Annotated in this window: 23 protein-coding genes; 6 read left to right on the top strand and 17 right to left on the bottom strand. The window is 71.3% G+C overall.

Features of this window, described 5'->3' with window-relative positions; translation table 11 throughout:
* Window positions 1-63 precede the first annotated feature (63 nt).
* Window positions 64-1,221: an LCP family protein gene (locus Actob_RS10245; RefSeq protein ID WP_284919830.1), complete on the top strand. Its 1,158-nt coding sequence runs from the start codon at window positions 64-66 to the stop codon at window positions 1,219-1,221.
* A gap of 157 nt (window positions 1,222-1,378) precedes the next feature.
* On the top strand, window positions 1,379-2,308 hold the full coding sequence (locus Actob_RS10240) for a diacylglycerol/lipid kinase family protein (protein ID WP_284919829.1): 930 nt from the start codon (window positions 1,379-1,381) through the stop codon (window positions 2,306-2,308).
* An 82-nt stretch (window positions 2,309-2,390) separates the two neighbouring features.
* Here the strand turns inward: Actob_RS10240 and Actob_RS10235 are convergent, their stop codons facing one another.
* The 11 genes from Actob_RS10235 to Actob_RS10185 all read right to left on the bottom strand — a co-directional run bounded on the left by Actob_RS10235 (window position 2,391) and on the right by Actob_RS10185 (window position 13,796).
* Window positions 2,391-2,684: a SelT/SelW/SelH family protein gene (locus Actob_RS10235; protein ID WP_407653595.1), complete on the bottom strand. Its 294-nt coding sequence runs from the start codon at window positions 2,682-2,684 to the stop codon at window positions 2,391-2,393.
* A gap of 172 nt (window positions 2,685-2,856) precedes the next feature.
* Complete coding sequence (locus tag Actob_RS10230) at window positions 2,857-3,384, bottom strand: pyruvoyl-dependent arginine decarboxylase (protein ID WP_284919827.1); 528 nt, start codon at window positions 3,382-3,384, stop codon at window positions 2,857-2,859.
* A 107-nt stretch (window positions 3,385-3,491) separates the two neighbouring features.
* Window positions 3,492-3,917 carry a MarR family winged helix-turn-helix transcriptional regulator gene (locus tag Actob_RS10225; protein ID WP_284919826.1) on the bottom strand — a complete coding sequence of 142 codons (426 nt, stop codon included), beginning with the start codon at window positions 3,915-3,917 and terminating at the stop codon, window positions 3,492-3,494.
* Between the two features lie 4 nt (window positions 3,918-3,921).
* A complete protein-coding gene (locus tag Actob_RS10220) occupies window positions 3,922-4,794 on the bottom strand; it encodes an alpha/beta hydrolase family protein (RefSeq protein ID WP_284919825.1) in 873 nt (290 codons plus the stop codon).
* Window positions 4,795-4,915: 121 nt separating this feature from the next.
* Window positions 4,916-5,893 (bottom strand): ABC transporter permease, encoded by a 978-nt coding sequence (locus Actob_RS10215; protein WP_284922288.1) that lies wholly within the window; start codon window positions 5,891-5,893, stop codon window positions 4,916-4,918.
* Window positions 5,894-5,895: 2 nt separating this feature from the next.
* Complete coding sequence (locus Actob_RS10210; RefSeq protein ID WP_284919824.1) at window positions 5,896-6,852, bottom strand: ABC transporter permease; 957 nt, start codon at window positions 6,850-6,852, stop codon at window positions 5,896-5,898.
* Window positions 6,842-8,350, bottom strand: coding sequence for a sugar ABC transporter ATP-binding protein (locus Actob_RS10205; protein ID WP_284919823.1), 1,509 nt, complete (start codon window positions 8,348-8,350; stop codon window positions 6,842-6,844). Before Actob_RS10205 ends, Actob_RS10210 begins: the two co-directional genes overlap by 11 nt.
* 62 nt (window positions 8,351-8,412) lie before the next feature.
* Window positions 8,413-9,486, bottom strand: a complete 1,074-nt coding sequence (locus Actob_RS10200; RefSeq protein WP_284919822.1) for an ABC transporter substrate-binding protein — start codon at window positions 9,484-9,486, stop codon at window positions 8,413-8,415.
* A 426-nt stretch (window positions 9,487-9,912) separates the two neighbouring features.
* Window positions 9,913-11,055: a hypothetical protein gene (locus Actob_RS10195; RefSeq protein ID WP_284919821.1), complete on the bottom strand. Its 1,143-nt coding sequence runs from the start codon at window positions 11,053-11,055 to the stop codon at window positions 9,913-9,915.
* A gap of 144 nt (window positions 11,056-11,199) precedes the next feature.
* Window positions 11,200-12,300, bottom strand: coding sequence for an aminopeptidase P family protein (locus Actob_RS10190; protein WP_284919820.1), 1,101 nt, complete (start codon window positions 12,298-12,300; stop codon window positions 11,200-11,202).
* Window positions 12,297-13,796, bottom strand: a complete 1,500-nt coding sequence (locus Actob_RS10185) for an MFS transporter (protein ID WP_284919819.1) — start codon at window positions 13,794-13,796, stop codon at window positions 12,297-12,299. The genes Actob_RS10190 and Actob_RS10185 overlap by 4 nt, the downstream gene beginning before the upstream one ends.
* A 157-nt stretch (window positions 13,797-13,953) precedes the next feature.
* Here Actob_RS10185 and Actob_RS10180 point away from each other — a divergent pair, with 157 nt between their 5' ends.
* The 4 genes from Actob_RS10180 (at window position 13,954) to Actob_RS10165 (ending at window position 17,585) form a co-directional block, all read left to right on the top strand.
* Window positions 13,954-14,394 (top strand): hypothetical protein, encoded by a 441-nt coding sequence (locus Actob_RS10180; protein ID WP_284919818.1) that lies wholly within the window; start codon window positions 13,954-13,956, stop codon window positions 14,392-14,394.
* 83 nt (window positions 14,395-14,477) lie between these two features.
* The gene (locus tag Actob_RS10175) at window positions 14,478-15,839 is read left to right on the top strand and encodes an APC family permease (RefSeq protein ID WP_284919817.1); all 1,362 of its coding nucleotides are present in this window, start codon (window positions 14,478-14,480) and stop codon (window positions 15,837-15,839) included.
* Window positions 15,836-16,243 carry a hypothetical protein gene (locus Actob_RS10170; protein WP_284919816.1) on the top strand — a complete coding sequence of 136 codons (408 nt, stop codon included), beginning with the start codon at window positions 15,836-15,838 and terminating at the stop codon, window positions 16,241-16,243. Before Actob_RS10175 ends, Actob_RS10170 begins: the two co-directional genes overlap by 4 nt.
* A 1-nt stretch (window position 16,244) precedes the next feature.
* Window positions 16,245-17,585, top strand: a complete 1,341-nt coding sequence (locus tag Actob_RS10165; RefSeq protein WP_284919815.1) for a dipeptidase — start codon at window positions 16,245-16,247, stop codon at window positions 17,583-17,585.
* Between the two features lie 1,613 nt (window positions 17,586-19,198).
* Here the strand turns inward: Actob_RS10165 and Actob_RS10160 are convergent.
* The 6 genes from Actob_RS10160 to Actob_RS10135 all read right to left on the bottom strand — a co-directional run bounded on the left by Actob_RS10160 (window position 19,199) and on the right by Actob_RS10135 (window position 22,721).
* Entirely contained in the window at window positions 19,199-19,735 is a 537-nt protein-coding gene (locus Actob_RS10160) for an HdeD family acid-resistance protein (protein ID WP_284919814.1), read from the bottom strand.
* Window positions 19,736-20,025: 290 nt separating this feature from the next.
* A complete protein-coding gene (locus Actob_RS10155; protein ID WP_284919813.1) occupies window positions 20,026-20,466 on the bottom strand; it encodes a DUF7144 family membrane protein in 441 nt (146 codons plus the stop codon).
* Between the two features lie 11 nt (window positions 20,467-20,477).
* Complete coding sequence (locus tag Actob_RS10150) at window positions 20,478-20,948, bottom strand: hypothetical protein (protein WP_284919812.1); 471 nt, start codon at window positions 20,946-20,948, stop codon at window positions 20,478-20,480.
* On the bottom strand, window positions 20,945-21,622 hold the full coding sequence (locus Actob_RS10145) for a potassium channel family protein (protein ID WP_284919811.1): 678 nt from the start codon (window positions 21,620-21,622) through the stop codon (window positions 20,945-20,947). Before Actob_RS10145 ends, Actob_RS10150 begins: the two co-directional genes overlap by 4 nt.
* Window positions 21,619-21,843 carry a hypothetical protein gene (locus Actob_RS10140; protein ID WP_189333661.1) on the bottom strand — a complete coding sequence of 75 codons (225 nt, stop codon included), beginning with the start codon at window positions 21,841-21,843 and terminating at the stop codon, window positions 21,619-21,621. The genes Actob_RS10145 and Actob_RS10140 overlap by 4 nt, the downstream gene beginning before the upstream one ends.
* An 11-nt stretch (window positions 21,844-21,854) precedes the next feature.
* The gene (locus Actob_RS10135) at window positions 21,855-22,721 is read right to left on the bottom strand and encodes a M48 family metallopeptidase (RefSeq protein WP_284919810.1); all 867 of its coding nucleotides are present in this window, start codon (window positions 22,719-22,721) and stop codon (window positions 21,855-21,857) included.
* Window positions 22,722-22,766 lie beyond the last annotated feature (45 nt).

The following is a 22,766-nucleotide window of genomic DNA, read 5'->3' as shown; positions in this document are numbered from 1 at the left end:
AATCTTTCGGAGGGCCGAGCCCGTCTTCATGGGTGGAAGGACCGCCGACCGGAGGAGATTCTCTTGCGCAGGATCAGCAGACGTCGACGCCGCACCCCCCGCTGGGCTTTCTGGACCCTGGTCCTGGGATCAGCCCTGCTGGTGGTCGGTGGCGGCGGCGCGGTGGGTGTGCGCTTCGCGGTCGCCGCGGCCACCGCCGAGGTCGGCCAGGACGAGCTGCTCGGCGGCGCCAAACCGATCGAGGAGAAGAAGAACGCCAACGTCGACGGCGCGAAGAATGTGCTGCTCGTCGGCATCGATCAGCGTCCCGACCAGATCAACGGCGAACCGCTGCGATCCGACTCGATCATCCTGCTGCACATCAACAAAGATCATTCGAGCGGCTATTTGATCTCGCTGCCCCGGGACACCTATGTCGACATCCCGGCCTATGACAACGGCGCGCAGTCCTTCGCCGGCGGCAAGCTGAAGATCAATGCGGCGTTCGCCTTCGGTACCCGCGGGCTGAAGGGCAAGGAGGCGCTGAAACACGGCTTCGAGCTGCTCACCATGACGGTGAAGGAGCTGACCGGGATCACCCCGGACGCCGGGGCGATCATCGACTTCCAGGGCTTCCGCGACGTGGTCAAGGTGCTCGGCAGGGTCTGTATGTATGTGGACACCACGACCACCTCGATCCACCGGGGCACCGACGCCAACGGCAAGCCCGCGGCCCCCTTCGTGATCAACAAGGACGGCACGCTGCGGTCGTCGATCTCCGGGGTCAAGCCGAAGGTCTATACGAAGGGCGACCACTGCTTCAGCCCGGCCGACGCGCTCGATTTCGTCCGGCAGCGTGACCTGCTCGGCGACAAGTCCCTGGACTACGGACGGCAGCGGCACCAGCAGCAGTTCTTCAAGGCGATCATCAACCAGGCGGTGTCGGACGGGCTGGACTCGCCGACCAAGCTGCCGGCGCTGCTCAGTGCGTTCGGCAAGTCGATGACGGTGGACAAGGGCGGCATCGACCTGGCCGACTGGGCGCTGGGGATGCGCGGCCTCAAGCCGGACCGGCTGGTCACCATCAAGACCAACGCCGGCAAGCTGAACTCTAAGACGGTGCCCGGGGTGGGCAGTGTCGAGCTGCTCACCAGCGACAGCCTGCAGCTGCTGCAGGCGATCAAGAAGGACAGCATCGACAGCTTCCTGCTGGGCCACCCGGAGTTCATCGCGGCGAACTGATCCCGGGCGGGTCCGGGCCGGGCGGCCGGCCCGGACCCGCCCGGCGGTTGGCCCGGACCCGCCCGGCGGTTGGCCGGGACCCGCCCGGCGGTTGGCCGGAACCCGCCCGGCGGTTGGCCGGGCTCGTTCGGCGGCCGGGGGCGGATAGGGTCGGCGAGTGCGGAGCAAGCAGCGACTCACCGAGGACATCCGCCGGGAGCGCCGGGCGGCCCTGGTCGTCAACACGCGGTCGCGGCGTGGGCGGCAGCTCTACGAGGACGCGCGGCGCCGGCTGCTCGCGGCCGGGTTCGAGCTGCTCGGCACGTATGCCATGGAGGAGTCCGACGACCTGGAGGCGCTGCTCGAGGACGCTCTCGCCAAAGGCCCCGACCTGCTGATCGCCGGCGGTGGCGACGGGACGATCAGCACCGCCGGGCGGCTGCTCGCGCACCGCGACGTGGCACTCGGGCTGCTGCCGCTGGGCACCACCAACAACTTCGCCCGGACCGTGCGGATCGCGACCGGCCTGGACGCCGCCATCGCCACCCTCGTCGACGGCAAGGTGATCGACGTGGACCTGGGGCTCGCCGGGGACCGGCCGTTCACCAACCACGTCGGGATCGGCCTCTCCGCCGAGGTGATGACCAGCGTGCCGGCGCCGCTGAAACGGCTGGCCGGGCGGGTCGCCTACCCGATCACCGCGCTCGGCCTGCTGGCCCGGCACCGGCCGCTGCGCGCCACGATCCGCGCCGAGGGCCGGGAGCTGCGGTTCGACACCCACCAGGTGTACGTGGCGAACGGCGGCTTCCACGCCGGGCGCCCGATCACCGCTGACGCGCATGCCGACGATCGGTTGCTGGTGGCGTACCCGGTCGGCGGCCCGTCCCGCCGCGAGCTGCTGCGCGAGACGGCCCGCAACGCCGCCACCGGCCACCGCCGCACCCTGCGCGAATGCCCGTTCCTGGCAGTCCGCGAGCTCTGGCTGGAGACCGACCGCCCGGCCGCGGTCGAGGTCGACGGCGAACCGTGCGGCAGCACCCCGATGCGGATCGCCGTCGACCCGAACGCCCTGCGCATCATGGCCCCGCCGGACAGTCCCGACCTCTGACCCGGTCACCCGTCACGGCCCGAGCCGCCCACGCCCACCAGGGGCGATCGGTCGCCGTAAGGGTTATTAGCTCGGTTAACTCTTACTCGGAGGAGGCTGAGCGGTCGGAGTGACCCAGGTCGCGGCCGGGCGCGACGCGATCACGCACCATCCGCTTGAGCTGAGGCAGGTCCGGGAACCCGTCAGGCTTCCGGTTCCACAGGACCTCGCCGTCCAGCCGCACCTCGAACACCCCGCCGATCCCCGGAACCAGCGCCACCTCACCCAGATCCCGCGGGAACGTGGTCAACAACTCCTGCGCCAGCCACGCGGCCCGCAGCAGCCAGCGGCACTGCGTGCAGTATTCGATCTCAAGTCGAGGCGTCCGCTCACTCACCATCACGAGTATGCCCAGCCCTCGGCGAGGCGCGACCGCCGAGCCCCCGCGAGCGGGCGGGAAGCGACCCCGGACGGGAAAGCCGGAAGGCCCCGCCGGGGAGCGGGGCCTTCCGTGGAACGGGAGAACTAGGACCAGCCGAGGCAGGAGGAGCCGCGGCGGAGGACCGGGGTCAGTTCATGCCGGGCGGGTCGGTGGCACGGATGCCGCGCCACGAGGCGGTCTCGTACGGCGCCAGCACCAGCGCGCACACCGGCTCCCCGTCGCAGACCACGCCGTGCACCACGAAGTCCGGCCCGTCGAACTCGTCCTCGTGCCCCTTGACCAGGTCACCGAGGCTGGCCTTGATGGCCTCGCGGACGAACGACTCGCTGGTGCCCTCGTGCTCGACGAAGAGGCCGCCCTTGCCGTCGCGCCGCTGCACCCAGCCGATGCCGGCCCACGCCTCCTCGCCGACCTGGGTGGCGTGCTGCTCGGCGTAGACGCAGTACAGCTTGTCGCCCCAGGCGCCGACCGGGACCGGCGCCTTGCCGCTGGCGTCGACGGTGGTGCCGGGCGGGATGACGCTGGAGAGCCGGACCAGGTTGTAGAAACCGCACTCCATGGTCACCAGTGCGTCGTGGAACGCGGCGAGCGACGTGGTGCCCCGCCCGATGGCGCGAACGACGGGGATCTGGTCGTAGACGACGGAGTCAGCCATGGGTCTCCTCAGACGGGCTCGTAAGACAGCGGCGCGGGCACCCGGTGGGCGCCCACGCCGTGTTCCTTCGGCGAGCCCCGGCCGGGGTTTAGCGAATCACCGGGAAGTCACCCGCGGTGCAGCGAGACCCGCGTCACGTGCTCCAGCCAGCGCTGGACCACCGCCACCTCGGCCTCGTCGAAACCGTCTGTCAGCTGCTCGTTCAGGTCGTCGACAAGCTCCCGGGCCCGGCTCACCGCCTGGTGCCCGCGCGGGGTCAGGGCGAGCCGCACGGCGCGGGCGTCGGCCGGGTCCGGTGAGCGGGTCACGCAGCCGCCCCGCTCCAGGCGGTTCACCAGGCCGCTCATTCCGGACGGTGACGCTCCGAGGGCCGCGGTGACGTCCCCGATCAGGGCGTTCTCGTGGCCGGCGAGGTAGAAGAGCACGCCGGCGCCGGACGCGCCGATGCCGGTGTCCCCGGAGCGGGCGTCGATCCAGCGCCGGACCGCGCGGTCGGCGTTGAAGAGCAGGAAGATCAGGCGAGGCAGGCGCACGCGGTCATCTTGTCGCCTTCGCCGCGTGCGTGTGCAACCAGGCCAGCAGTTCCGGCCAGACCGCCTCCCGCATCGAGCGGCGCAGCAGCCCGTGATGCCCGATCATCGGCACCCCGGCGGCGGCCGGCGTGTAGGTCCGCCGCTCCACGTCGGCGCTGGTCAGGTGGGTGGTGAGCGCGTCCATCTGGCGGGGTGTGGACCACGGGTCGTCAGAGGTGCCGACGGCCAGGACCGGCCCGGTGAGGCTCGCGGCCCGCTCCCGGGCGCGCATCGACGGATCGTCGAAGAAGTAGTTGTCCATCCGCGCCCAGCCGCCCCACTCGGCCATCGCGGCGGACGGCAGGTTCTCCCCGAGGCCGAGCCGGCGGGCCGGGACGTAACCGTAGAACCGGCCGGCGAGCGGGCCCAGCAGGTGCAGCAGCAGGCGCACCCGGAACCGTTCCATCCGGCTCGGGATGGTGTGGATCGCGGCGATGTGCGAGGCGACGATCACCGAGGCGGCCAGGTCGGTGCCGGCCGCGCCCAGCGCGATCACGTGCCCACCGAGGCTGTGCCCGAGGGCGAGCCGGGGCAGGCCGGGGAAGCGCTGCCCGGCCCAGGCCGCGACGGCCGGCGCGTCCACCCCGATCCAGTCACGCATGCCCAGGTCGCGGTGGTCGCGGGGGTGGCCGGACAGACCGGTGCCGCGGTAGTCGTAGGTGACCGTGGCGATCCCGTTGTCCGCGAGATAGCCGGCGAACGAGGCGTAGAAACCCTGCGGGGTGGCGGTCGCCGGATGCAGCACGAGGACGGCGTCCGCGACGGACGGCTCGAACACCGTGGCCACGATGGCACCCCCGGTCGCGACCGGGATCCGCACCGTCTCGTTATTTCGCATGCGAAATAAGATAACATCAACCGCCGCCGCTCCTCCGCGCCGCTGTGTCGACCGCCACACCCGGCGGCGGGCGACCACCGGCCGCTCGCCGCCGGGATCAGGTCCAGGCGCCGCCGGCGCCTCAGGGGGATCGGGTGCGCCGGGCCCGGGCCAGATAGGTCTGCGCCACCACCACCGCGGCGAGGAAGGCGCCGCTGATCACCTGTTGCCAGTTGCTGTTCACGTCGCCGTTCTGGTTGATCAGGTTCTGGAGGACACCGAGCAGCAACACACCGGCGACAGTGCCGGCGATGGAACCGGAGCCGCCGGTGAGCAGGGTGCCGCCGATGACCACGGCGGCGATGGCGTCGAGTTCCATGCCGCCGCCGAGCACGGTGACGCCGGAGCCGAGCTTGGCCGCGTTGATCGCGCCGGCCAGCCCGGCGAGCAGGCCGGAGAGCAGGTAGACCCCGACCTTGATCCGGCGGACCGGCAGGCCCATCAGGGCCGCGGCGTCCTCGCTGCCGCCGATCGCCTGCACCGCGTGACCGAACCGGGTGCGGTTCAGCAGCACCACACCGAGGGCCACCAGGACGGCGGTCAGCCAGACCTGGATGCCGACGCCGAGCAGCGAGCCGGTGCCGAGCCGGTGGAAGGCGTCGTTCTCCACCAGGTAGGTGGTCGAGCCCTCGTCGCTGATGCTGCGCATCAGCCCGCGGGCGCCGAGGAGCGCGGCCAGGGTCACGATGAAGGGCGCCATCCCGGTTCGCGAGATCAACACCCCGTTGAGTACGCCTATCGCCCCGCACAACAGCAGCGGCGCGGCCAGCGCGGCGACGAAGCCGTACGGCGAGGCCCAGGCGGCCACCACACCGCCGAGCACGTAGAGCGAGCCGACCGACAGGTCGATGCCGCCCGTGATGATCACGAACGTCATGCCGAGCGCGATGAGCATCGGCGGGGCGGCGGCGACCAGTATCGTCCCGGCGTTGTCCAGGCTGCGGAAGCCGGGGAACAGGGCCAGGCTGACCACCACCACGGCGAGCAGCACGGCCAGCGCGCCCTGTCGCCGCACCACCCCGGCCATCCGGCCGGAGCCGGCGGGAAGCGTGACGGACATGGTCACCGGGTCCTCCTCTCCCGGGCCACGTAGACCGCGACCAGGATGATCACGGCCTGCACCATCTCGGTGGTGGACGGCGGAAGGTCGTGTTTGATCATGGTGGCGACCACCAGTTGCATGAGCAGGGCGCCGGCGACGGTGCCGAGCACCCGGACCCGGCCGCCGGTGAGCGGGGTGCCGCCGACCACCACCGCGGTGATCGCGGAGAGCTCGATCAGCAGGCCGACCGCCGAGGCGTCGCTGGACTGGATGCGGGAGACCGAGAGCAGGCCGGCGATCGAGGCGAGCACCGCGCAGAGCACGTAGACCCCGATCAGCACCCGCTTGACCGGCAGGCCGGCCAGCTCGGCGGCGGGCCGGTTGCCACCGATGGCCAGCAGCCGCCTGCCGAACACGGTGCGGCGGACCGTGAACCCGACCACCGCCACCAGCAGCGCGGCGATCCACACCAGCACCGGGATCTGGAGCAGGTCACCCGAGCCGAGGTAGAGGAAGTCCTCGTTGCGGACGTCCTTGAGCTGGCCGCCGGAGATCACCACGGCCAGGCCACGGCCGCCGACGAACAGTGCCAGCGTGGCCACGATCGGTTGCAGGCCGACCTTCGCCACCAGCAGGCCGTTGGCCAGTCCGACCGCCACACCGGCCAGCAGCGACACCAGGATCGCGGCGATCACCCCGTAGCCCAGGTAGAGCGGGATGAGGGCGGCGGCCAGCGCCATCACCGAACCGACCGAGAGGTCGATGCCCTCGGTACCGATCACCAGCGCCATGCCCATCGCGACGATCACCACGGGGGCCGCCTGGATCAGCTGGATCCGCAGGTTGCTCAGCGTCAGAAAGTACGGCGTGAACGCGATGTTGTACGCGATCAGCAGCAGGATGGCCGCGTACACGCCGTATCTCGGCAGCCAGGCAGTGGTGAACAGGCGCGGGCGGGCGAGGGCTTCAGTGGTCATCGGCGGCCTCCGCGATAGTGGCCATCAGGGCCTCGGTGGTCACCCGGTCGCCGGTGAGGGTGCCGACCACCGCTCCGTCGCGCAGCACCACCACCCGGTGGGCGCCCTCGACCAGTTCCTCGGCGTCCGAGGAGACCAGCACGACGCCCAGTCCCTCGCCGGCCAGCTCGTCGATGAGCGCCTGCACCTCGGCCTTGGCGCCGACGTCGATGCCCCGGGTCGGCTCGTCCAGCAGCAGCACCTTGGGGCCGGTGGCGAGCAGCCGGGCCAGCAGCACCTTCTGCTGGTTGCCGCCGGACAGGTCACCGACCACCTGGTGCGGGCTGGACGCCTTGATCCGCAACCGGCTCATGTAGGTGGCCACCACCTCGTCGATCTTCCGGTCGCTGATGAGGCCGAACCGGGTCATCCGCGGGAGGATGGCCAGCGCGATGTTGTCCCGGATGGACAGCCCGGGGACGATGCCCTCGGCCTTGCGGTCCTCCGGCTGGGTCGCCACGCCGGCCCGGACCGCGCGTACCGTACTGGGTTTGCCCAGCTTGACGCCGTCCACCTCGATCTCGCCGGCGTCCACCGGGTAGGCGCCGCCAATCGCCTTGACGGTTTCGCTGCGGCCGGCGCCGAGCAGGCCGCCGAGCCCGACCACCTCGCCGGGCCGCACCTCGAAGCTGATGTCGTCGAGCCGCGGCCGGCTGGTCAGGCCGGTCACCTTGAGCACCGGCCCGCCGGCCCCGGCCCGCTGCGGAACCTCGCTGAAGCTGGTGAAGTCCTCGCCGAACTCGCGGCCGATCATCAGCGAGACCAGCTTGCGGCGTTCCAGGCCGGCCATCGCGCCGGTGTGCACCAGCTTGCCGTCGCGCAGGATCGTGACCGCGTCACAGATCCGGTAGAGCTCGTCGAGCCGGTGCGAGACGTAGATGATGCCGATCCCCCGGGCGTGCAGGTCCCGGATCACCCCGAAGAGCGTCTCCACCTCGCGTGGTTCCAGCGACGAGGTGGGCTCGTCCATCACCACCACCTTGGCGTCGATCATGACGGCCCGGGCCAGCGCCACCATCTGCTGCGCGCCCAGCGGGAGCGTGCCGAGCCGGCGGCGCACGTCGGTACGCACGCCGTACCCGGCCAGGACCTCGGTGGACTCGCGCACCATCCGGGCCTCGTCGAGCATCCCGAAGCGGTTGCGCGGCTCGCGGCCGAGGAACAGGTTGTGCGCCACGCTCATCAGCGGGACCAGGTTGACCTCCTGGTAGATGGTCGAGATCCCGGCGCGCTGGGCGTCCAGCGGGGTGCCGAACCGGACCGGCTGCCCCTGGTAGCGCAGCTCACCGCCGTCCGGCTGGTACACGCCGGTGAGCACTTTGATCAACGTCGACTTGCCGGCGCCGTTCTCCCCCACGAGCGCGTGCACCTCGCCCGGGTTCAGGGTGAAGGACACCCCGTCCAGCGCGCGCACACCCGGGAAGATCTTGGAAACACCTGCCACTTCCAGCAGCGCCATGCGCCGCTCCTCCTCCGTGCCGGCCGGCGCCCGGCCTCGCGGGCCGGGCGCCGGGGTGTCCCTCAGTACGCGCTGCCGAGGTCGGTCTTGGCGTTGCCCTCGTCGTAGGCCCGGTCCTGGATGATGATGTCCTGGCCGACCGGCTTGCCGCCGAAGAAGTCACCGGCGGTCTGGAAGGCCAGCGGGCCGAACCGCGGGTTCGACTCGATGACCGCGGAGATCCAGCCGTCCACGATGCCCTGGACCGCGCCCTTGGTGCCGTCGATCGACACGATCTTCACGTCGCCGGGCTTCTTGCCGGCGCCCTTCAGCGCGGTGATCGCGCCCAGGGCCATCTCGTCGTTCTCCCCGTAGATGCCGTTGATCTTGGGGTTGGACTGGAGCAGCTGCTCGGCGACCTTCTGGCCCTCCTCGCGGGAGAACTTGCCGGTCTGCTCGAACGTGACCTTGATGGCCGGTGCGACCTTGGCGATCTCGTTCTTGAAACCGCTGGTCCGCAGTGTGGTGACGTTGTTACCGGGCGCGCCCAGCAGGATCGCCACCTCGCCCTTGCCACCCAGCGCCTTGGCCATCGCGTCGGCGGCCCGCTTGCCCTGCTCGGCGAAGTCCGACCCGATGAAGGTCAGGTAGTCCTTGCAGGCGGTGGCGTTGATCTTCCGGTCGATGGTGACGATCGGGATGTGCTTGGCGGACGCCTTGGCGAACACCGAGTCCCAGCCGTCCGAGTTGAGCGGCGCGATGATCAGCAACTGGACGCCGCCGTCGATCATCTGCTCGACGTCGGCGATCTGCTTGTCGAACTTGGAGTCCGCGTTCGCCGTCTTCAGGTTGGTGATGCCCTGCTTGGCGGCCTCGTCCTTGATGGACTGCGTCTCCGCGATCCGGAACGGGTTCGCTTCCTTCTCCGACTGGGAGAAGCCGACGCTTGCCGTCTTCAGGTCGATCTTGGAAGCGCCGTACTGATCGGCGGTGCAGGTGGCGGAGCCGGGCGCCGCGGACTGCACGACCTGGGTGGCGGCGGGACCCGCGCCGGCGCCGCCGCCGGTGGAGCCGGAGTCCTCGCTCTTGGCGCAGGCGCCGGCGCCCAGCAGCAGAGCGGCGGCGGCGAAGGTGGTGGCAACGGCCTTCGGTCGCACGAAACCTACGTTATTGAACATGGAGCCCCCTCAAAGCCACACGGCTTCACACGCAAACGATGGTGGGTCACTCACTCGTCCGATCAGGAACTCACACATTCACCCATCGACGCTCGTTATCTGTCAAGACCCCTAACGGTAAGCGGGACGAAACGTGACATCACCCCAATGTGAACGCTCACGTACGGACGGTGTCGCAGGCCGCGGCCCGGCACACCCGCCCGCGACATCGACGGACGTGCACGAACACGCATATGGGGCGCGTCACCAAAAAGATTCACACATCTCGATGTCGACGGCATGCGGAAGCGGATTCCGGTGGGGCACTGTCACTCGCCGGAATCCGCTGAACTGCCTGGTCACGATCGTGATGACGGGACACTGCGGGCGTACCGTAAAGCGCTTTTTCAGGCGCTACCGCGCGGGCTAGCGATCTCCGGGGTCATCCGGGTCGGGGTATCCGGAGGGGCCGGGCTGGGCCGGGCCCGCATCGCCGGGAGCTGCGTGCCGGGGCGGCGGATAGCTGCCGTAGGGGTCGTCCGGATCCGCGTCGAGCGGCTCGCCGTACTCCGTGGTGGCCGCGGGCGGGGCTTGCGGCGCCTGCGGCGCGGTGGGTTGCGGCGGGGCTTGCGGTGTCCGCGGCGCGGTGGGTTGCGGCGGGGCTTCCGGTGTCCGCGCCGCGGTGGGTTGCGGCGGGTGGACGGTGGCGGCCGCGGGGGCCGGTTCCAGCGCCGCGGTGAGCGCCGCCAGGATGGCGTCCAGGCGCGGCCGCAGCATCTGCCAGTCGCGGCCGGCCGCCACCGCCTCGTTCTCGGCGTCCACCGCGATCACCAGATCGCGGAGCATGCCGCCGATCCCGCCGGCGTACGAGGAGCGTTCGTCATCCGGCGCGGTCGGCAGGATGGCGGCCCAGCGCGCCTCCAGCGCGGTCAGGTCGTCGCGGACCGGCGGCCAGGCCAGGCCGCGCTGCCCGGGACCGGTGGCGGTCAGCACCGGCGGCAGGCGGACACCGAGGACGGTACGGGTCTCCCCGGCCAGGCCGCGAGCCTCCCCGTCCCAGGCGGTGACCTTCCGGTTCCGGCCGTAGAGCAGCGCCCCGACCAGACCGGTGAGCAGCGCGATCAGCAGCAGCCAGCCCCAGACGCCGCCATCGCCGCCGTCGTCCTCGCCCGACACCGTGCCGGCCGCCACCGCGGAACTGGATGTGGCGGCGGGCCTGGGCTCCTGCGTGTCGGCCGGTTCCTGAGTCTTGGTCGGCTTCTGGGTCTTGGCCGGTTCGGGGGTCTTGGTCGGCTCCCGCGTCTTCGTCGGCTCGGTGGCCTCGGTGGTCTTCGTCGGGTCCGCGGTCCGGGTCTCCCGGGTCCGGGTCGGCTCCGGTTCCGAGGTCTCGGTGGTCTCGTCGCCGGTGGGCGCCGGGCGGGCGGTCCGGTCGGCGGAGAACTCGACGGACGGGCGGTTCGACGGCAACCCCTCCGGCTTGTTCTCCCCGCCGCACGCGGCCGGCCCACCGAGCAGCAGGCCGGTCAGCGCGAGCGCCACGACCGGGCGCCGGATTCGCAGAGACTCCATCGGTTCCTCACTCCTACAGACCCGGACAGAAGCGGACGGGGGGAAGGCGGGGCGCCGGCCGGCCAGGTGACGGCACGACGGCCGGCGCCCCGCGACGCCGCGGGCGACCCCCATCGGCCGCGGCGTTCCTCCAGGAGAAGCCGGTCAGGCCACCACCCGCAGGTCGTGGCTGGTGTTGTTGAGGCGGCGGCCGCCGGTCTCGGTGACCGTGACGATGTCCTCGATGCGCACCCCGAGCCGCCCGGGCAGATAGATCCCCGGCTCGATGGAGAAGCACATCCCGGGAACGAGCGGCTGCTCCTCCCCCTCGACCAGGTACGGCGGCTCGTGCGTGGTCAGTCCGATCCCGTGCCCGGTCCGGTGGATGAAGAACTCGCCGTACCCGGCCTCGTCGATCACCCGCCGCGCCATCCGGTCGATCTCCTGGCACGGGATCCCGGGCCGGACCGCCTCGAACGCCGCCTGCTGCGCCCGCCGGACCACGTCGAAGATCTCCTGCTCCTCCGCGGTCGGCGGCCCGACGTGCACGGTCCGGGTGGTGTCCGAGCCGTAGGAGTCCTTGAGCCCGCCGAAGTCGAGGACCACCATGTCACCGCGCTGGATCACCCGGTCACCCATCTCGTGGTGCGGGTTGGCGCCGTTCGGACCGGACCCGACCACGGTGAAGTCCACCTGGGAGTGCCCGTGCTCGATCAGCAGGCGGGCCAGGTCGGTGCCGATCTCACGTTCGGTGCGGCCCTCGAACCGTACCGAGACGATCTGCTCGTAGGCCGCGTCGGCGGCGGCCCCGGCGGCCGTGAGCCGATCCACCTCGTCGGCGTCCTTGACCGCCCGCAGCATCGGCAGGCTGCCGGTCATCGACGTGTAGGACGACCCGGGCAGCGCCTGCTGCAGGCCGAGCAGGTGCATCGCCCAGGCCGAGTCGGAGATCGCGTACCGGCCGCTCGGATCCAGCAGCCTGACCGCCGCGGCGTACGGGTCGGTCCCGTCCGCCCAGTCGGTGATCGCCACCGGGGCGCCGGCCGCGTCCGGACGCTCCAGCACCGGCACGATCAGGTGCGGGTCGTGATCGGCGTCCAGCACCAGCATGGTGATCCGCTCGGTGATCGCGGTCGGCTGGTACCCGGTGAAGTAGGTCAGGTCGGGCCCGGGCGTGACCAGCAGCCCGGTGAGCCCGGCGCCGGCCGCCTGCGCCACCGCGCGCTCCATCCGCTGGAGGTAGTCCTTACTGGTGAACGGGGTCATCGAGCTCCTCCGGTAGTCGCCGGCCGCGGCCGGGTCGGGATCGTGTGGCTGGTCGCCGCGGCGGCGGCCGCGAGGTGGACGGCGGTGGCCGGCTCGGCCCGGTGCCGCCGCAGCAGCAGCACCAATGCCACCCCACCGGCGGACATCAGCGCCAGCAGCAACGCGCCGGCGCCGAGCCCGGCCGAGGCGCCCTCGGCGGTGTCCCGCCCGGCGGTCGCCGCGGTGGAGACGGTGGCCGCGGCGGCCACGGCGAGCGACCCACCCACGTAGCGGGCCATGTTGGAGATGCCGGACGCCTGGCCGATCTGGTCCGCGTCGACCACGCTCGTCGACGCGGCCGACGCCGGGCCGTTGGCCAGGGCGAGACCGATCGAGAGGACGATCAGCGGGACGACGAAGGCGCCGTAGCCCCAGGACGGTTCGACGAACACCAGCGCGGCACAGCCGACGGTGGACAGCCCGAAACCGATCGCTACGGCGTACCTCGGACCGATCTTGACCGCGAGCGGCGTGATCACCGGGGTGATGGCGATCATCGCGGCCGCGGCCGGCAGCGTGGCCAGACCGGCGTCGAGGGCCGTCATCCCGAACCCGTTGGGGTTCTGGAAGTAGAGGCTGAGCAGGTACATCAACGCGTTGATCACGCCGGCCACCAGGAGGATCGCGAGGGCGGCGCCGACCAGCACCCGGTTGCGTAGCAGTTGGAGGTCGACCAGCGGCGCGGTGGCCCGGCGTTCGACGTGGACGAAACCGGCGCCGCCGAGCGCCGCGACGACCAGGCAGCCGACGACCGGGACGGAGAACCAGCCCCAGTCGCTGCCCTCGCTGAGCGCGAGCACCAGCGGGACCAGCAGCACCGCGACCAGCACGGTGCCGAGCACGTCGATCTGCCGGGGCCGGTCCGGATCCCGCGACTCCCGCACCGCGAACCAGGTCAGCGGGATGCAGAGCGCCGCGATCAGCGCGTCGATCCAGAACAGCCCCTGCCAGCCGGTGGAGTCGACCAGCACGCCACCGATCAGCGGGCCGGCCGCGCCGCCGACCGCCGAGGCGGCACCCCACAGCGTGATCGCCCGCATCTGGCCGGGTCCCGACGAGTCCACCGAGAGCAGGCTCATCCCGCAGGCCAGGATGGTGGATCCGGCGGCGCCCTGGATCATCCGGCCGGCGATCACCCCGGCGGCGGCCGAGGAGAGGGCGATCAGCACGCAGGACAGGACGAAGAGCACCAGGCCGCCCAGGAAGATCCGGCGCCGGCCGAAGACGTCGCCGAGCGCGCCGGACGTGACGATCACCGCGGCGCCGACCAGCATGTACCCGGTCACCGCCCACTGCAGCGTGTCCACCGAGGCGCCGACATCCTCGCCGATCGCCGGGAGCAGGATCGTCACGGCGGACGTGTTGGCGTTCACCACCAGCGCGGACACGCAGGCGGCGAGCAGGACGCCGAGCCCCGCCGCGCGATTGACCTGTGCCGGTGAATCCGTCGCCGCCATGGGCGCCCTCCCTCGTCCGATGCCGCCAGCCTCGCCGGGCACGGCACCGACCGGCATCGCTCGTGCCGGATGAATCGCCCGGCCGGCGGCCGGCCGCGCTCGCAGCTCATCCGTACGGGGTGACGCTCCCGCCCCGCCGGACCCGGACCGTCGGGGCATGCGGAGTCGTAACCCGGTGGAGCCGGTGCTGCTGATGTTCCCGCTCGGCCTCTTCCTGGTGGCCGCCCTGCTGGACCTGGCCACGCTGGCCGGCGCGCCGGCGATGGTGGGCACGCTCGCGTACTGGAACGTGCTCGCCGGGCTGGCCGGCGGCGTCTTCGCCGCGCTGATCGGCCGCCCGCGCGCGCCGATCCTGCTCGCCGACCTGGGAGTGCTGTTCCTCTTCGCGGTGCTGGTGATGATCCGGGTGCGTACCGGCGACCGCGCCGTCGGCCCCGGCCTCTTCCCGCTGGAGCTGCTCGGCTGCGGGTCGGCGTTCGCCGCCTCCTGGTACGGCGGCCGCCTCGGCCCGAACCGCCCTCCAGGGATGAGGCGATCCACATCCGGCCACGCCGATGATTCCGCCGGGATCACACCTATCGGAAGGGAGTCAGCGTGAGCGCTGAGGCGGAAAACCAAGCGACTTCACCGCCGAAGTCCACGCGCGCGGTGTCCTACATCTCCTGGGTAGCTCTGGCGCTGATGACCACCAGCTCGGTGGCCAGCCTGCGCCCGGCGCCGACCATGGCGGTCTACGGCCTCGCCAGCATTTTCCTCTATCTCGTGCCGGCCATCGTCTTCCTGCTGCCGACCGCCCTGGTCTCGGCGGAACTGGCCTCCGGCTGGAACGGCGGCGTCTACAACTGGGTGAGCCAGGGCCTGTCGAAACCGATGGGCTTCCTCGCGGTCTGGTGCCAGTTCGCGATGACCATCTTCTACTACCCGAGCCTGCTCGGCTTCGTGGCCAGCACGCTGGCCTACGTCATCAACCCGGACCTGGCGTCCAGCGGCCTGTGGACCGCGATCGTCATCATGGTCTGCTACTGGGCCGGTGTCTGGGTGTCGTCACGCGGCACCAAGGGCGTCGCCGGCCTGGCCAGCGGCGGCCTGATCATCGGCACGCTGATCCCCGGCGTGCTGCTGGTGGTGCTCGGCATCGCCTTCCTCGGCCAGGGCAACGAGTCGGCCGCCCCGATGACCAGCGACAACCTGCTGCCGGCCTGGGCCGGGCTGTCCAGCCTGGTGCTGATCGTCAACAACTTCCTGTCCTACTCGGGCATGGAGATGAACGCGGTGCACGTCTCCTCGCTGCGCAAGCCGGGCCGGGAGTTTCCCCGGGCGATGTTCCTGTCGATGGCCCTGGTGCTGCTCATCTTCATCCTGCCGGCGCTGGCGATCAGCTGGGTCGTGCCGGCCGACGAGCTGTCCCTGACGGCCGGCGTGATGCAGGCGTTCGACGCGGTGTTCGCCGCGTTCGACTCGCAGTGGCTCACCCCGATCCTCGGGGTCATGCTGGTGGCCGCGTCGCTGGGCGGCATGCTCACCTGGCTGGCCGGCCCGTCCCGCGGCCTGCTGCTGATCTCGCGCACCGAGGGGTACCTGCCGCCGTACCTGCAGAAGCTCAACAAGCACGGCGTGCAGCAGAACATCCTGGTGGTCCAGGGTGCGGTCACCACGGTGATCGCACTGGCCTACGCGTTCATCCCGGACGTGTCGAGCGTCTACTGGATCTTCTCGGTGATCACCACGCAGGTCTACCTGATCATGTACCTGCTGATGTTCGTGGCCGCCGTACGCCTGCGCCGCAACCAGCCCGACCACCCGCGCGGCTACCGGGCGCCGATGCTGACCGCGCTGTGCGGTGTCGGTTTCGCCGCCTCCCTCGCCGCCCTGCTGATCGGCTTCGTCCCGTCCTCACAGTTCGGCGGCGGCAGCGTCTGGGCCTACCTGGCAATCGTCGCGGGCGGCGCGCTCGGACTCGGCCTGCTGGTGCCCTACCTGTTCTACCGATCGCGCAAACCGTCCTGGAAGACCGTCACCGCGGAGGAGGAGGTACCGGCATGAGCGAGAAGCGGTTCCTGATCTATCTCGTCAGCGGGATCGTCTTCGTGCTGCTCGCCGGGGTGGGCCTGGTCCGGTACCACGGCAAGAAGGAGACCGAGCGGGCCACCGCCAAGGCCCAGCAGCTGCAGACCGAACTGCAGGCGGCCGGGCTGCGGGTGCCGTCCACCGAGCAGCTCGCCCGGGTGCTCGGCGACGACGGCGGCGCCATCTGCTCCGACCCGGACGACGCCCTGCGCCGCAGCACCCTCTACGGGATGCTCACCAACGGCGCGGCCGGTCCCGGACAGCGGCCGGTGCTGGTGGACAACAAGCTCCTGCAGGGCCAGCTGCTGATCATCAAGGTGTACTGCCCGCAGTACACCGACGCCTTCCAGGACGTCATCGCCGATCTCAAGGACGCCTGACATGGACCTGCGCGAACAGATCGACGCCCTGATGCCACAGGCCCGGGCCGACCTGGCCGAACTGGTGGCGATCCGTTCGGTCGCCGACCCCCGGCAGTTCCCGCCGGCGGAGTGCGAACGCGCGGCGGCCTGGGTGGTGGACCGGTTCGCCGAGGCCGGCTTCACCGACCTGGGCCTGCACGAGACCATCGACGGCAGCAAGGCGGTCTACGGATACCGGCCGGGCAGCCGCCCGGACGCCCCGACCGTCCTGCTCTACGCGCACTACGACGTGCAGCCGCCGCTGAACGACGACGCCTGGCGGACCCCGCCGTTCCAGCTCACCGAGTCGAACGGGCGCTGGTACGGCCGGGGCGCCGCCGACTGCAAGGGCAACATCGTCATGCACCTGACCGCGCTGCGGGCACTCGGCGCCTCCGGCGTACCGGTGAACCTCAAACTGATCGTCGAAGGTTCCGAGGAGCAGGGCACCGGTGGCCTGGAGGACTTCGTCGTCCGCAATCCGGAGTTGCTGCGCGCCGACGCCATCCTGGTCTGCGACACCGGCAACGCGGCGGTCGGCCGGCCGGCCACCACGGTGACACTGCGCGGCCTGGTCAACGTGGTGGTCAGCGTCTCGGCGCTGGCCGGGGAACTGCACTCCGGCATGTTCGGCGGGGCCGCCCCGGACGCGCTCGCGGCGCTCATCCAAATCCTGTCCACGCTGCGCGACCGGAACGGCAACACCACCATCGCCGGGCTGGCACACGACCAGACGTGGACCGGGGAGCCGTACCCGACCGAGCAGTTCCGGACGGATGCCGGACTGCTGGACGGCGTCGGCCTGCTCGGCGACGGATCGGTCTCGGACATGATCTGGGCCCGGCCGGCGGTCACCGTGCTCGGCCTGGACTGCCCACCGGTGATCGGCTCGGCAGCTGCCATCCAGCCGCACGCCCGGGCCCGGCTCAACCTGCGGGTACCGCCGGGCATGGACGCGGTCAAGGCCCAGGACGCGCTGATCGCCCACCTGCACGCGGCGGCCCCGTGGGGGGTCCGGGTGGAGGTGGCGAAGGAGGCGCTCGGGCAGCCGTTCGAGGCACGCACCGGCGGACCTGCGTATCGGGCGCTGGCCGGGGCGATGCGGGAGGCGTACGGGAGGGAGATGACCACTCTCGGACAGGGCGGCTCGATCCCACTGTCGAATGTCTTCGCCGACACCTATCCGGACGCGGAGATCGCGCTGATGGGCGTGGAGGAGCCGCTCGCCCTCATCCACGCCCCCAACGAGAGCGTCGACCCGACCGAGATCGCCAAGCTGGCGCTTGCCGAGGCGCTGTTCCTGCAGCGGTACACGAGATAGCGCGTAGTGGGACCGGGCCCGGCGGCTGGAGGAAGGCGCCGGGCCCTTCCGGGTCCGGACCGCCGGCTCACTCACGGTCGGCTGCGTTCCGGGGTCAGCCCCTTGCCGGTACGTCCACGGCGCCGGCGCTCGCAGTCCGCTGTCCGCGGTCCGCCGTCGGTGGCAGGGGCGCTCACGGCCCACCGCGCGGAGCACACCTGGGTATAGGGACGTCAGTTCAGAGCGCTCCGGCTGCAGGTCACCCGCTCAGCGCACGCTACCTGCAGCTGGTCCGCTGACAGCACGCCCCTTACAGCGCGGCCGCTCACAGCACGCCCCTTGCAGCATGGCCGCTCACCGCGCGCCACCTGCGGCACGGCCGCTCACCGCGCGCCACCTGCGGCACGGCCGCACTCCGCACGCCGGCTCACCGCACGCCGCCGGTAGTCCGGCGGGTCACAGCTCGTAGTCTGCCGTCCGCAGCGTGCCAGCCGCCTCTGCACGTCGGCTCGCAGCCCACCACCCGCAGGTCGCCACTGCCGCTCGCAGCCCGCAGCCGCCCGCCGCGCCGCAGCCCACAGCCGCCCGCCGCGCTCACAGCCCGCCCACCCAGGGGGGACCTTCCTCGAACAGTGTGGCCGATTTTTCTAGCGTGCGGCGAGTGGACTGTGGACAACACGAGAGTGTGCGTTTCTTCCTGCGGAAAATCGTCGAGCACCACGTCGCCGTCAGCAGGCGCCCGCTGCTCGTCACCCCAGGTAGGTTGCGGTGTGTACCGGTCGGGGCAGGTTCCCACGCCGGGAGCACAGCTGGTCGCGGTCTCGGCCGCCGGCCCGCGCCGCCGTTGAAGCGGTCAGAGCGGGTGCCCATCCGGTCGCGGTCCGCGATCCGCTCCAGGCCGCGATCCGCTTTTCCCGGTACGCCCGGCAACGCCCGAACCCAAGCAGGTCAAGATCACCCCCAGCTGGCCGCCACGGTGGCCTCTCGAGCGCTGACACCACCACCAGCACCAGCCACCCCAGACCGGCTGGCCGTCACGGTGGCATCCGAGCCCGGGACACCACCACCAGCACCAGCCACCCCAGACCAGCTGGCCGTCACGGTGGCATCCGAGCCCGGGACACCACCACCAGCACCAGCCACCCCAGACCGGCTGGCCGTCACGGTGGTATCCGAGCCCGGGACACCACCACCAGCACCAGCCACCCCAGACCGGCTGGCCGTCACGGTGGCATCCGAGCCCGGGACACCACCACCAGCACCAGCCACCCCAGACCGGCTGGCCGTCACGGTGGTCTCCGAGCTCGGGATACCACCGTGAGCACCAGCCACGAGAGCGGGACGAGGGTGGGGACGACGAGGGTTCGGGGACCAGCTGTGGAGAGTGAAGACGGTGACGATCGCTTGGGCGCCCAGCGGCCAGACCGCTGGCCTCAGCCCGGTGACGGGAGCAGGCAAACCGGGAGGAGGCTCGGGAGCAGGCCCCAGGAGCGGACGATCCCGGAGCAAGCTACCCAGGAACGGGCCACCCGGGAGCAGGCGACCCGAGTGGGCCACACGGGAACGGGCCATGCGGGAACGGGCCACCCGGGAACGGGCGACCCGCAGCCCCCGGCGGACCCGGGGTGAAGGATCTATGCCGTCACCGGATCGCGGGAGCGCAGCCCGGCGATGCCCGCGATGATCCCGCCGATGCCGACGAAGCACAGCGTCGTCGCCCCGATGAAGACGAACGTCGCCAGCCCCAGCCCCGGCCAGACCAGCACCGCGATCGCCGCCAGCACCGCGAAGACGCCGAGCCCGATTCGCCAGCCGGCACCGGACTCCCGGTGGCCGATGCTGGTGAAGATCTCCGCGAGGCCCTCCAGCAACCAGCCCAGTGCCACGATGACCAGCAGCAACGTCACCGAGCCGGCCAGGTTGCGCATGCACAGGATGCCGAGCAGGCCGACCAGCACCCCGAAGATGACGCCGAGCACTCGGCCGGCGACCGGCGCGTCCGGGGTGAACACGAACTGCAGCACCCGGATCACGCCCACGATCAGCAGATTCAGTCCGAACAGGAAGCCAACCACCTTCAGCGTGGCCGACGGCCAGGCGAACGCGACGATTCCCAGCACCAGGGCCAGCACCCCGGCGATCAGGGCCAGCCATCCCGCTTTTCGTCCCATTCATGCCCCCTCAAGGCGGAACGGGGCCCGGCCGATGCGACCGAGCACACCAGAAAGGGCACCCGACCGGCACGGCGGCCGGGCACACCAGGAAGGGCACCCGACCGGCACGGCGGCCGGGCACACCAGAAAGGACACCCGACCGGCACGGCGGCCGGGCACACCAGAAAGGGCACCCGACCGGCACGGCGGCCGGGCACACCAGAAAGGACACCCGACCGGCACGGCGGCCGGGCACACCAGAAAGGACACCGGAAAGGGGGCCCGGCCGGCGGCCGGGCCCACCGTGATCAGCGGTACCGGACCTCACGGCCGTGCACCGACAGGGCGTAGATGATCAGCACATCGGTGGCGATCATGATGGTGCACCAGACCGGGTACGCCGGCAGGAACATCAGGTTCGCCAGAGCGCTCACCCCGGCGACGATGATGCCGACCACGCGGGCCCACATCTGCCCGAGGAACACCCCGATGCCGGTCAGCACCGCTACCACGCCGAGCAGCAGATGGGTCCAGCCCCAGACGGTGTAGTCGAAGGTGAGCACCAGGCCCGAGTTGGTGGCGACGTAGTACTCGTCCTTGAAGATGGCGACCAGGCCCTCGATCGCCTGGAAGCCGCCCATCAGCAACAGCATGACGCCGGCGAAGACCACCATGCCGACCCATGCCGTGGGTTCGCGTCCCGCCGAGGGCGGAAGGTAGTCGGCTTCCTGATCCCGCACGTCTGACATGTCGTTTCCCTTCAGTTCAGGTTCTCGGGGCGCCGGAGCGGCGCCCGAGGGAGGTCGCTGAACGCCGCGGCCACGTACATCCCGACCAGCTCGGTGCGGGCCGCCGCGTGCGCGGCCACCTCGATCACCGCGCCGTCGGCCGTCCGCAGCCGCACCGCTATCGGATCGCGCCCGCACCGGGGCCCCTCGCGGAGCGGCAGTACGTAGACGCCTTTGGGGGTGACCTGGGCGGCGAGCCGGACCCGCCGGTCGAGCACCGGCCCGCGCCGGATCACCAGCACCTCGCCGGACCAGCGCGCCCACATCCAGCGGGACCAGCGCCGGCGCAACCGCCGCCAGGGCGCCGGGGACCTGCCGACGGCCCGCACCCGGCATTCGAAGGTCGGCCCGTCCTCGGCGAAGGCCCGCCGTCTGCGCCGTTCGCGGCCGGCGGCGAGGGCCAGGAGCAGGACCAGGACAAAGATGGATGTCGATATCGTCACCGGACCTCCCGTTCGGTCGCGTCATCCCCGGTGGATGAGTCCCGTTTCCAGTTGCGGGGCCGCCAGTTCTCCACCACCTTGGCCACCGCGGTGACCAGGAAGAGCTGGCCGATCAGGGCCTCCAGCACGGCGATCGTCTGGCCCGGGTTCGAGGCCGGGACGAGGTTGCCGTACCCGGTGGTGGTCACCGTGACGAAGCTGAAGAACAGCGCGTCGGCGAGCGTCGCGTCGCCCTGCTCGCCGAAGAGCGGGCCGGGCTGGAACGCCGCGACGCACTGGTAGGCGAAGCCGAACGCCATCCCGATCAGCAGGTACGCCGCGAGCGCCCCGAGCATGGTCTGCCCGTCGACCCGTTCCCGGCGGGCCAGGTCCCGGACGATGGCGATCGGCGCCAGCAGGTACAGCATGCTGGCCGCGGAGAACGCCACCCCGGTCAGCGCCCGGCCGTGGCTGACCGCGTTGACCGTGGCGACGGCCAGGGCCAGCAGGAACACCACCGCCCCGGTCATCCGGAGCCCGCGGTGGGCCCGGGCCACCCGCAACGACTGCCACGCCGTCGCGCTCTGCACGGCCAGCAGCACCGTCACCAGCCAGCGCCGCTCCGCGAAGAGCGCCAGCACGTAGGTACCGACGATCAGGAGCAGGACCACGCCGTACCCGAATCGTGGGTTCATCCGGCCGGGTCGTCGTCCGCCGGCAGACGGCGCACCTCGATCAGTCGCAGCCCGAGCCCGTGTATCCGGGAGATCAGGCCGACCACCGCGGACTGATCCGGCAGATTCCCGTGCAACACGGTCTCCGGCGGCTCGACGCTCACCGTCAGGTCACGTAGTTCGGCGAGCACCTCGTCCGGGATCACCCCGGAAACCCGGACCTGGTAGGTCGCATCCGGCATCACTTCGCCCCCTATTTCGCAAACTGTTCCGAGCCGGCCGGCGAGCCGGCGGACCGGGTGTGCTGCAGCAGCCCCAGCCGGAACAGCCGCTCGATCCGGCGCACCGTGAACGGGTGCGACTGCGGCAGCTGCGCCAGCTCCACCCAGAACCCGCGCAGCGCCTTGCCCTGGCGCAGCAGCTGCTCGACATCGGTGGTGTGTTCGGTGTGCCGCCCGGACGCCAGCAGCACCAGCCCGGACGCGCCGGACGGGCAGAGGTAGGCACCGTGCCGGTCGCAGGAGTACTCCCGCAGCCGGGACAGCGTCGGGCCGAGCACCGGGATCCGCTCCGAGTAGGCGACCGAGAGCTGGTACCAGAGCGCGACGTGGTGCAGGCGGATGTGGCCCATCTCGTGTCCGAGAATGAACCGCAGTCCCTCGCGGTTGTCCTGCCGCAGGTTCACGAACAGCTCGTTGGCCAGCACCACGTAGTCGTGCCCGGTGGCCTGCGCCGCGAAGGCGTTCAGCGTGCCGTTCCCGTTGGCCAGGTAGAGCGACGGGCGGCGGGGCAGGCCCAGCCGGTGCGCGAAGTCGTCGGCGGTCCGGTACAGGTCGCCGTACTGGTGCGGGTTCAGCTCGACAGCGGTGCCGCGCACCGAGGCCCGCTGCGTCTCGCGGATCACCACCAGCGCCGGGACCAGCAGGAGCAGCCCGAGGAACGCGCTGCGGATCGCGGTGCCCCAGCCGGACTCGACCACCCGGTCGGGCAGGAAGGGCAGCGTGATCGCGGCCTGCAGGATCACCCAGATGATGATCAGGTTGAGCACCACCATGAACACGTAGAACGGCATCTCGGCCGGGTGCCGCAAGCGCTTGCCGACCGCTGATGACGTCGACACAGCCGGTCTCCTCTCCTGGTCTGCCCGCGGATCGCCGTGCCGCGG

Source organism: Actinoplanes oblitus (assembly GCF_030252345.1).
In the GTDB taxonomy this organism is placed as follows: domain Bacteria; phylum Actinomycetota; class Actinomycetes; order Mycobacteriales; family Micromonosporaceae; genus Actinoplanes; species Actinoplanes oblitus.
Note: the sequence above shows the minus strand (reverse complement) of the source record. Positions and strands in the feature narration are given on the sequence as shown.

Coding starts and splice junctions, on each gene's coding strand:
- Actob_RS10230 (WP_284919827.1), bottom strand. CDS start 3,384: ATGGCTGACTCCGTCGTCTACGACCAGATCCCCGTCGTTCGCGCCATC.
- Actob_RS10220 (WP_284919825.1), bottom strand. CDS start 4,794: ATGCGAAATAACGAGACGGTGCGGATCCCGGTCGCGACCGGGGGTGCC.
- Actob_RS10215 (WP_284922288.1), bottom strand. CDS start 5,893: ATGTCCGTCACGCTTCCCGCCGGCTCCGGCCGGATGGCCGGGGTGGTG.
- Actob_RS10210 (WP_284919824.1), bottom strand. CDS start 6,852: ATGACCACTGAAGCCCTCGCCCGCCCGCGCCTGTTCACCACTGCCTGG.
- Actob_RS10205 (WP_284919823.1), bottom strand. CDS start 8,350: ATGGCGCTGCTGGAAGTGGCAGGTGTTTCCAAGATCTTCCCGGGTGTG.
- Actob_RS10195 (WP_284919821.1), bottom strand. CDS start 11,055: ATGGAGTCTCTGCGAATCCGGCGCCCGGTCGTGGCGCTCGCGCTGACC.
- Actob_RS10190 (WP_284919820.1), bottom strand. CDS start 12,300: ATGACCCCGTTCACCAGTAAGGACTACCTCCAGCGGATGGAGCGCGCG.
- Actob_RS10185 (WP_284919819.1), bottom strand. CDS start 13,796: ATGGCGGCGACGGATTCACCGGCACAGGTCAATCGCGCGGCGGGGCTC.
- Actob_RS10180 (WP_284919818.1), top strand. CDS start 13,954: ATGCGGAGTCGTAACCCGGTGGAGCCGGTGCTGCTGATGTTCCCGCTC.
- Actob_RS10175 (WP_284919817.1), top strand. CDS start 14,478: ATGACCACCAGCTCGGTGGCCAGCCTGCGCCCGGCGCCGACCATGGCG.
- Actob_RS10170 (WP_284919816.1), top strand. CDS start 15,836: ATGAGCGAGAAGCGGTTCCTGATCTATCTCGTCAGCGGGATCGTCTTC.
- Actob_RS10165 (WP_284919815.1), top strand. CDS start 16,245: ATGGACCTGCGCGAACAGATCGACGCCCTGATGCCACAGGCCCGGGCC.
- Actob_RS10160 (WP_284919814.1), bottom strand. CDS start 19,735: ATGGGACGAAAAGCGGGATGGCTGGCCCTGATCGCCGGGGTGCTGGCC.
- Actob_RS10155 (WP_284919813.1), bottom strand. CDS start 20,466: ATGTCAGACGTGCGGGATCAGGAAGCCGACTACCTTCCGCCCTCGGCG.
- Actob_RS10145 (WP_284919811.1), bottom strand. CDS start 21,622: ATGAACCCACGATTCGGGTACGGCGTGGTCCTGCTCCTGATCGTCGGT.
- Actob_RS10140 (WP_189333661.1), bottom strand. CDS start 21,843: ATGCCGGATGCGACCTACCAGGTCCGGGTTTCCGGGGTGATCCCGGAC.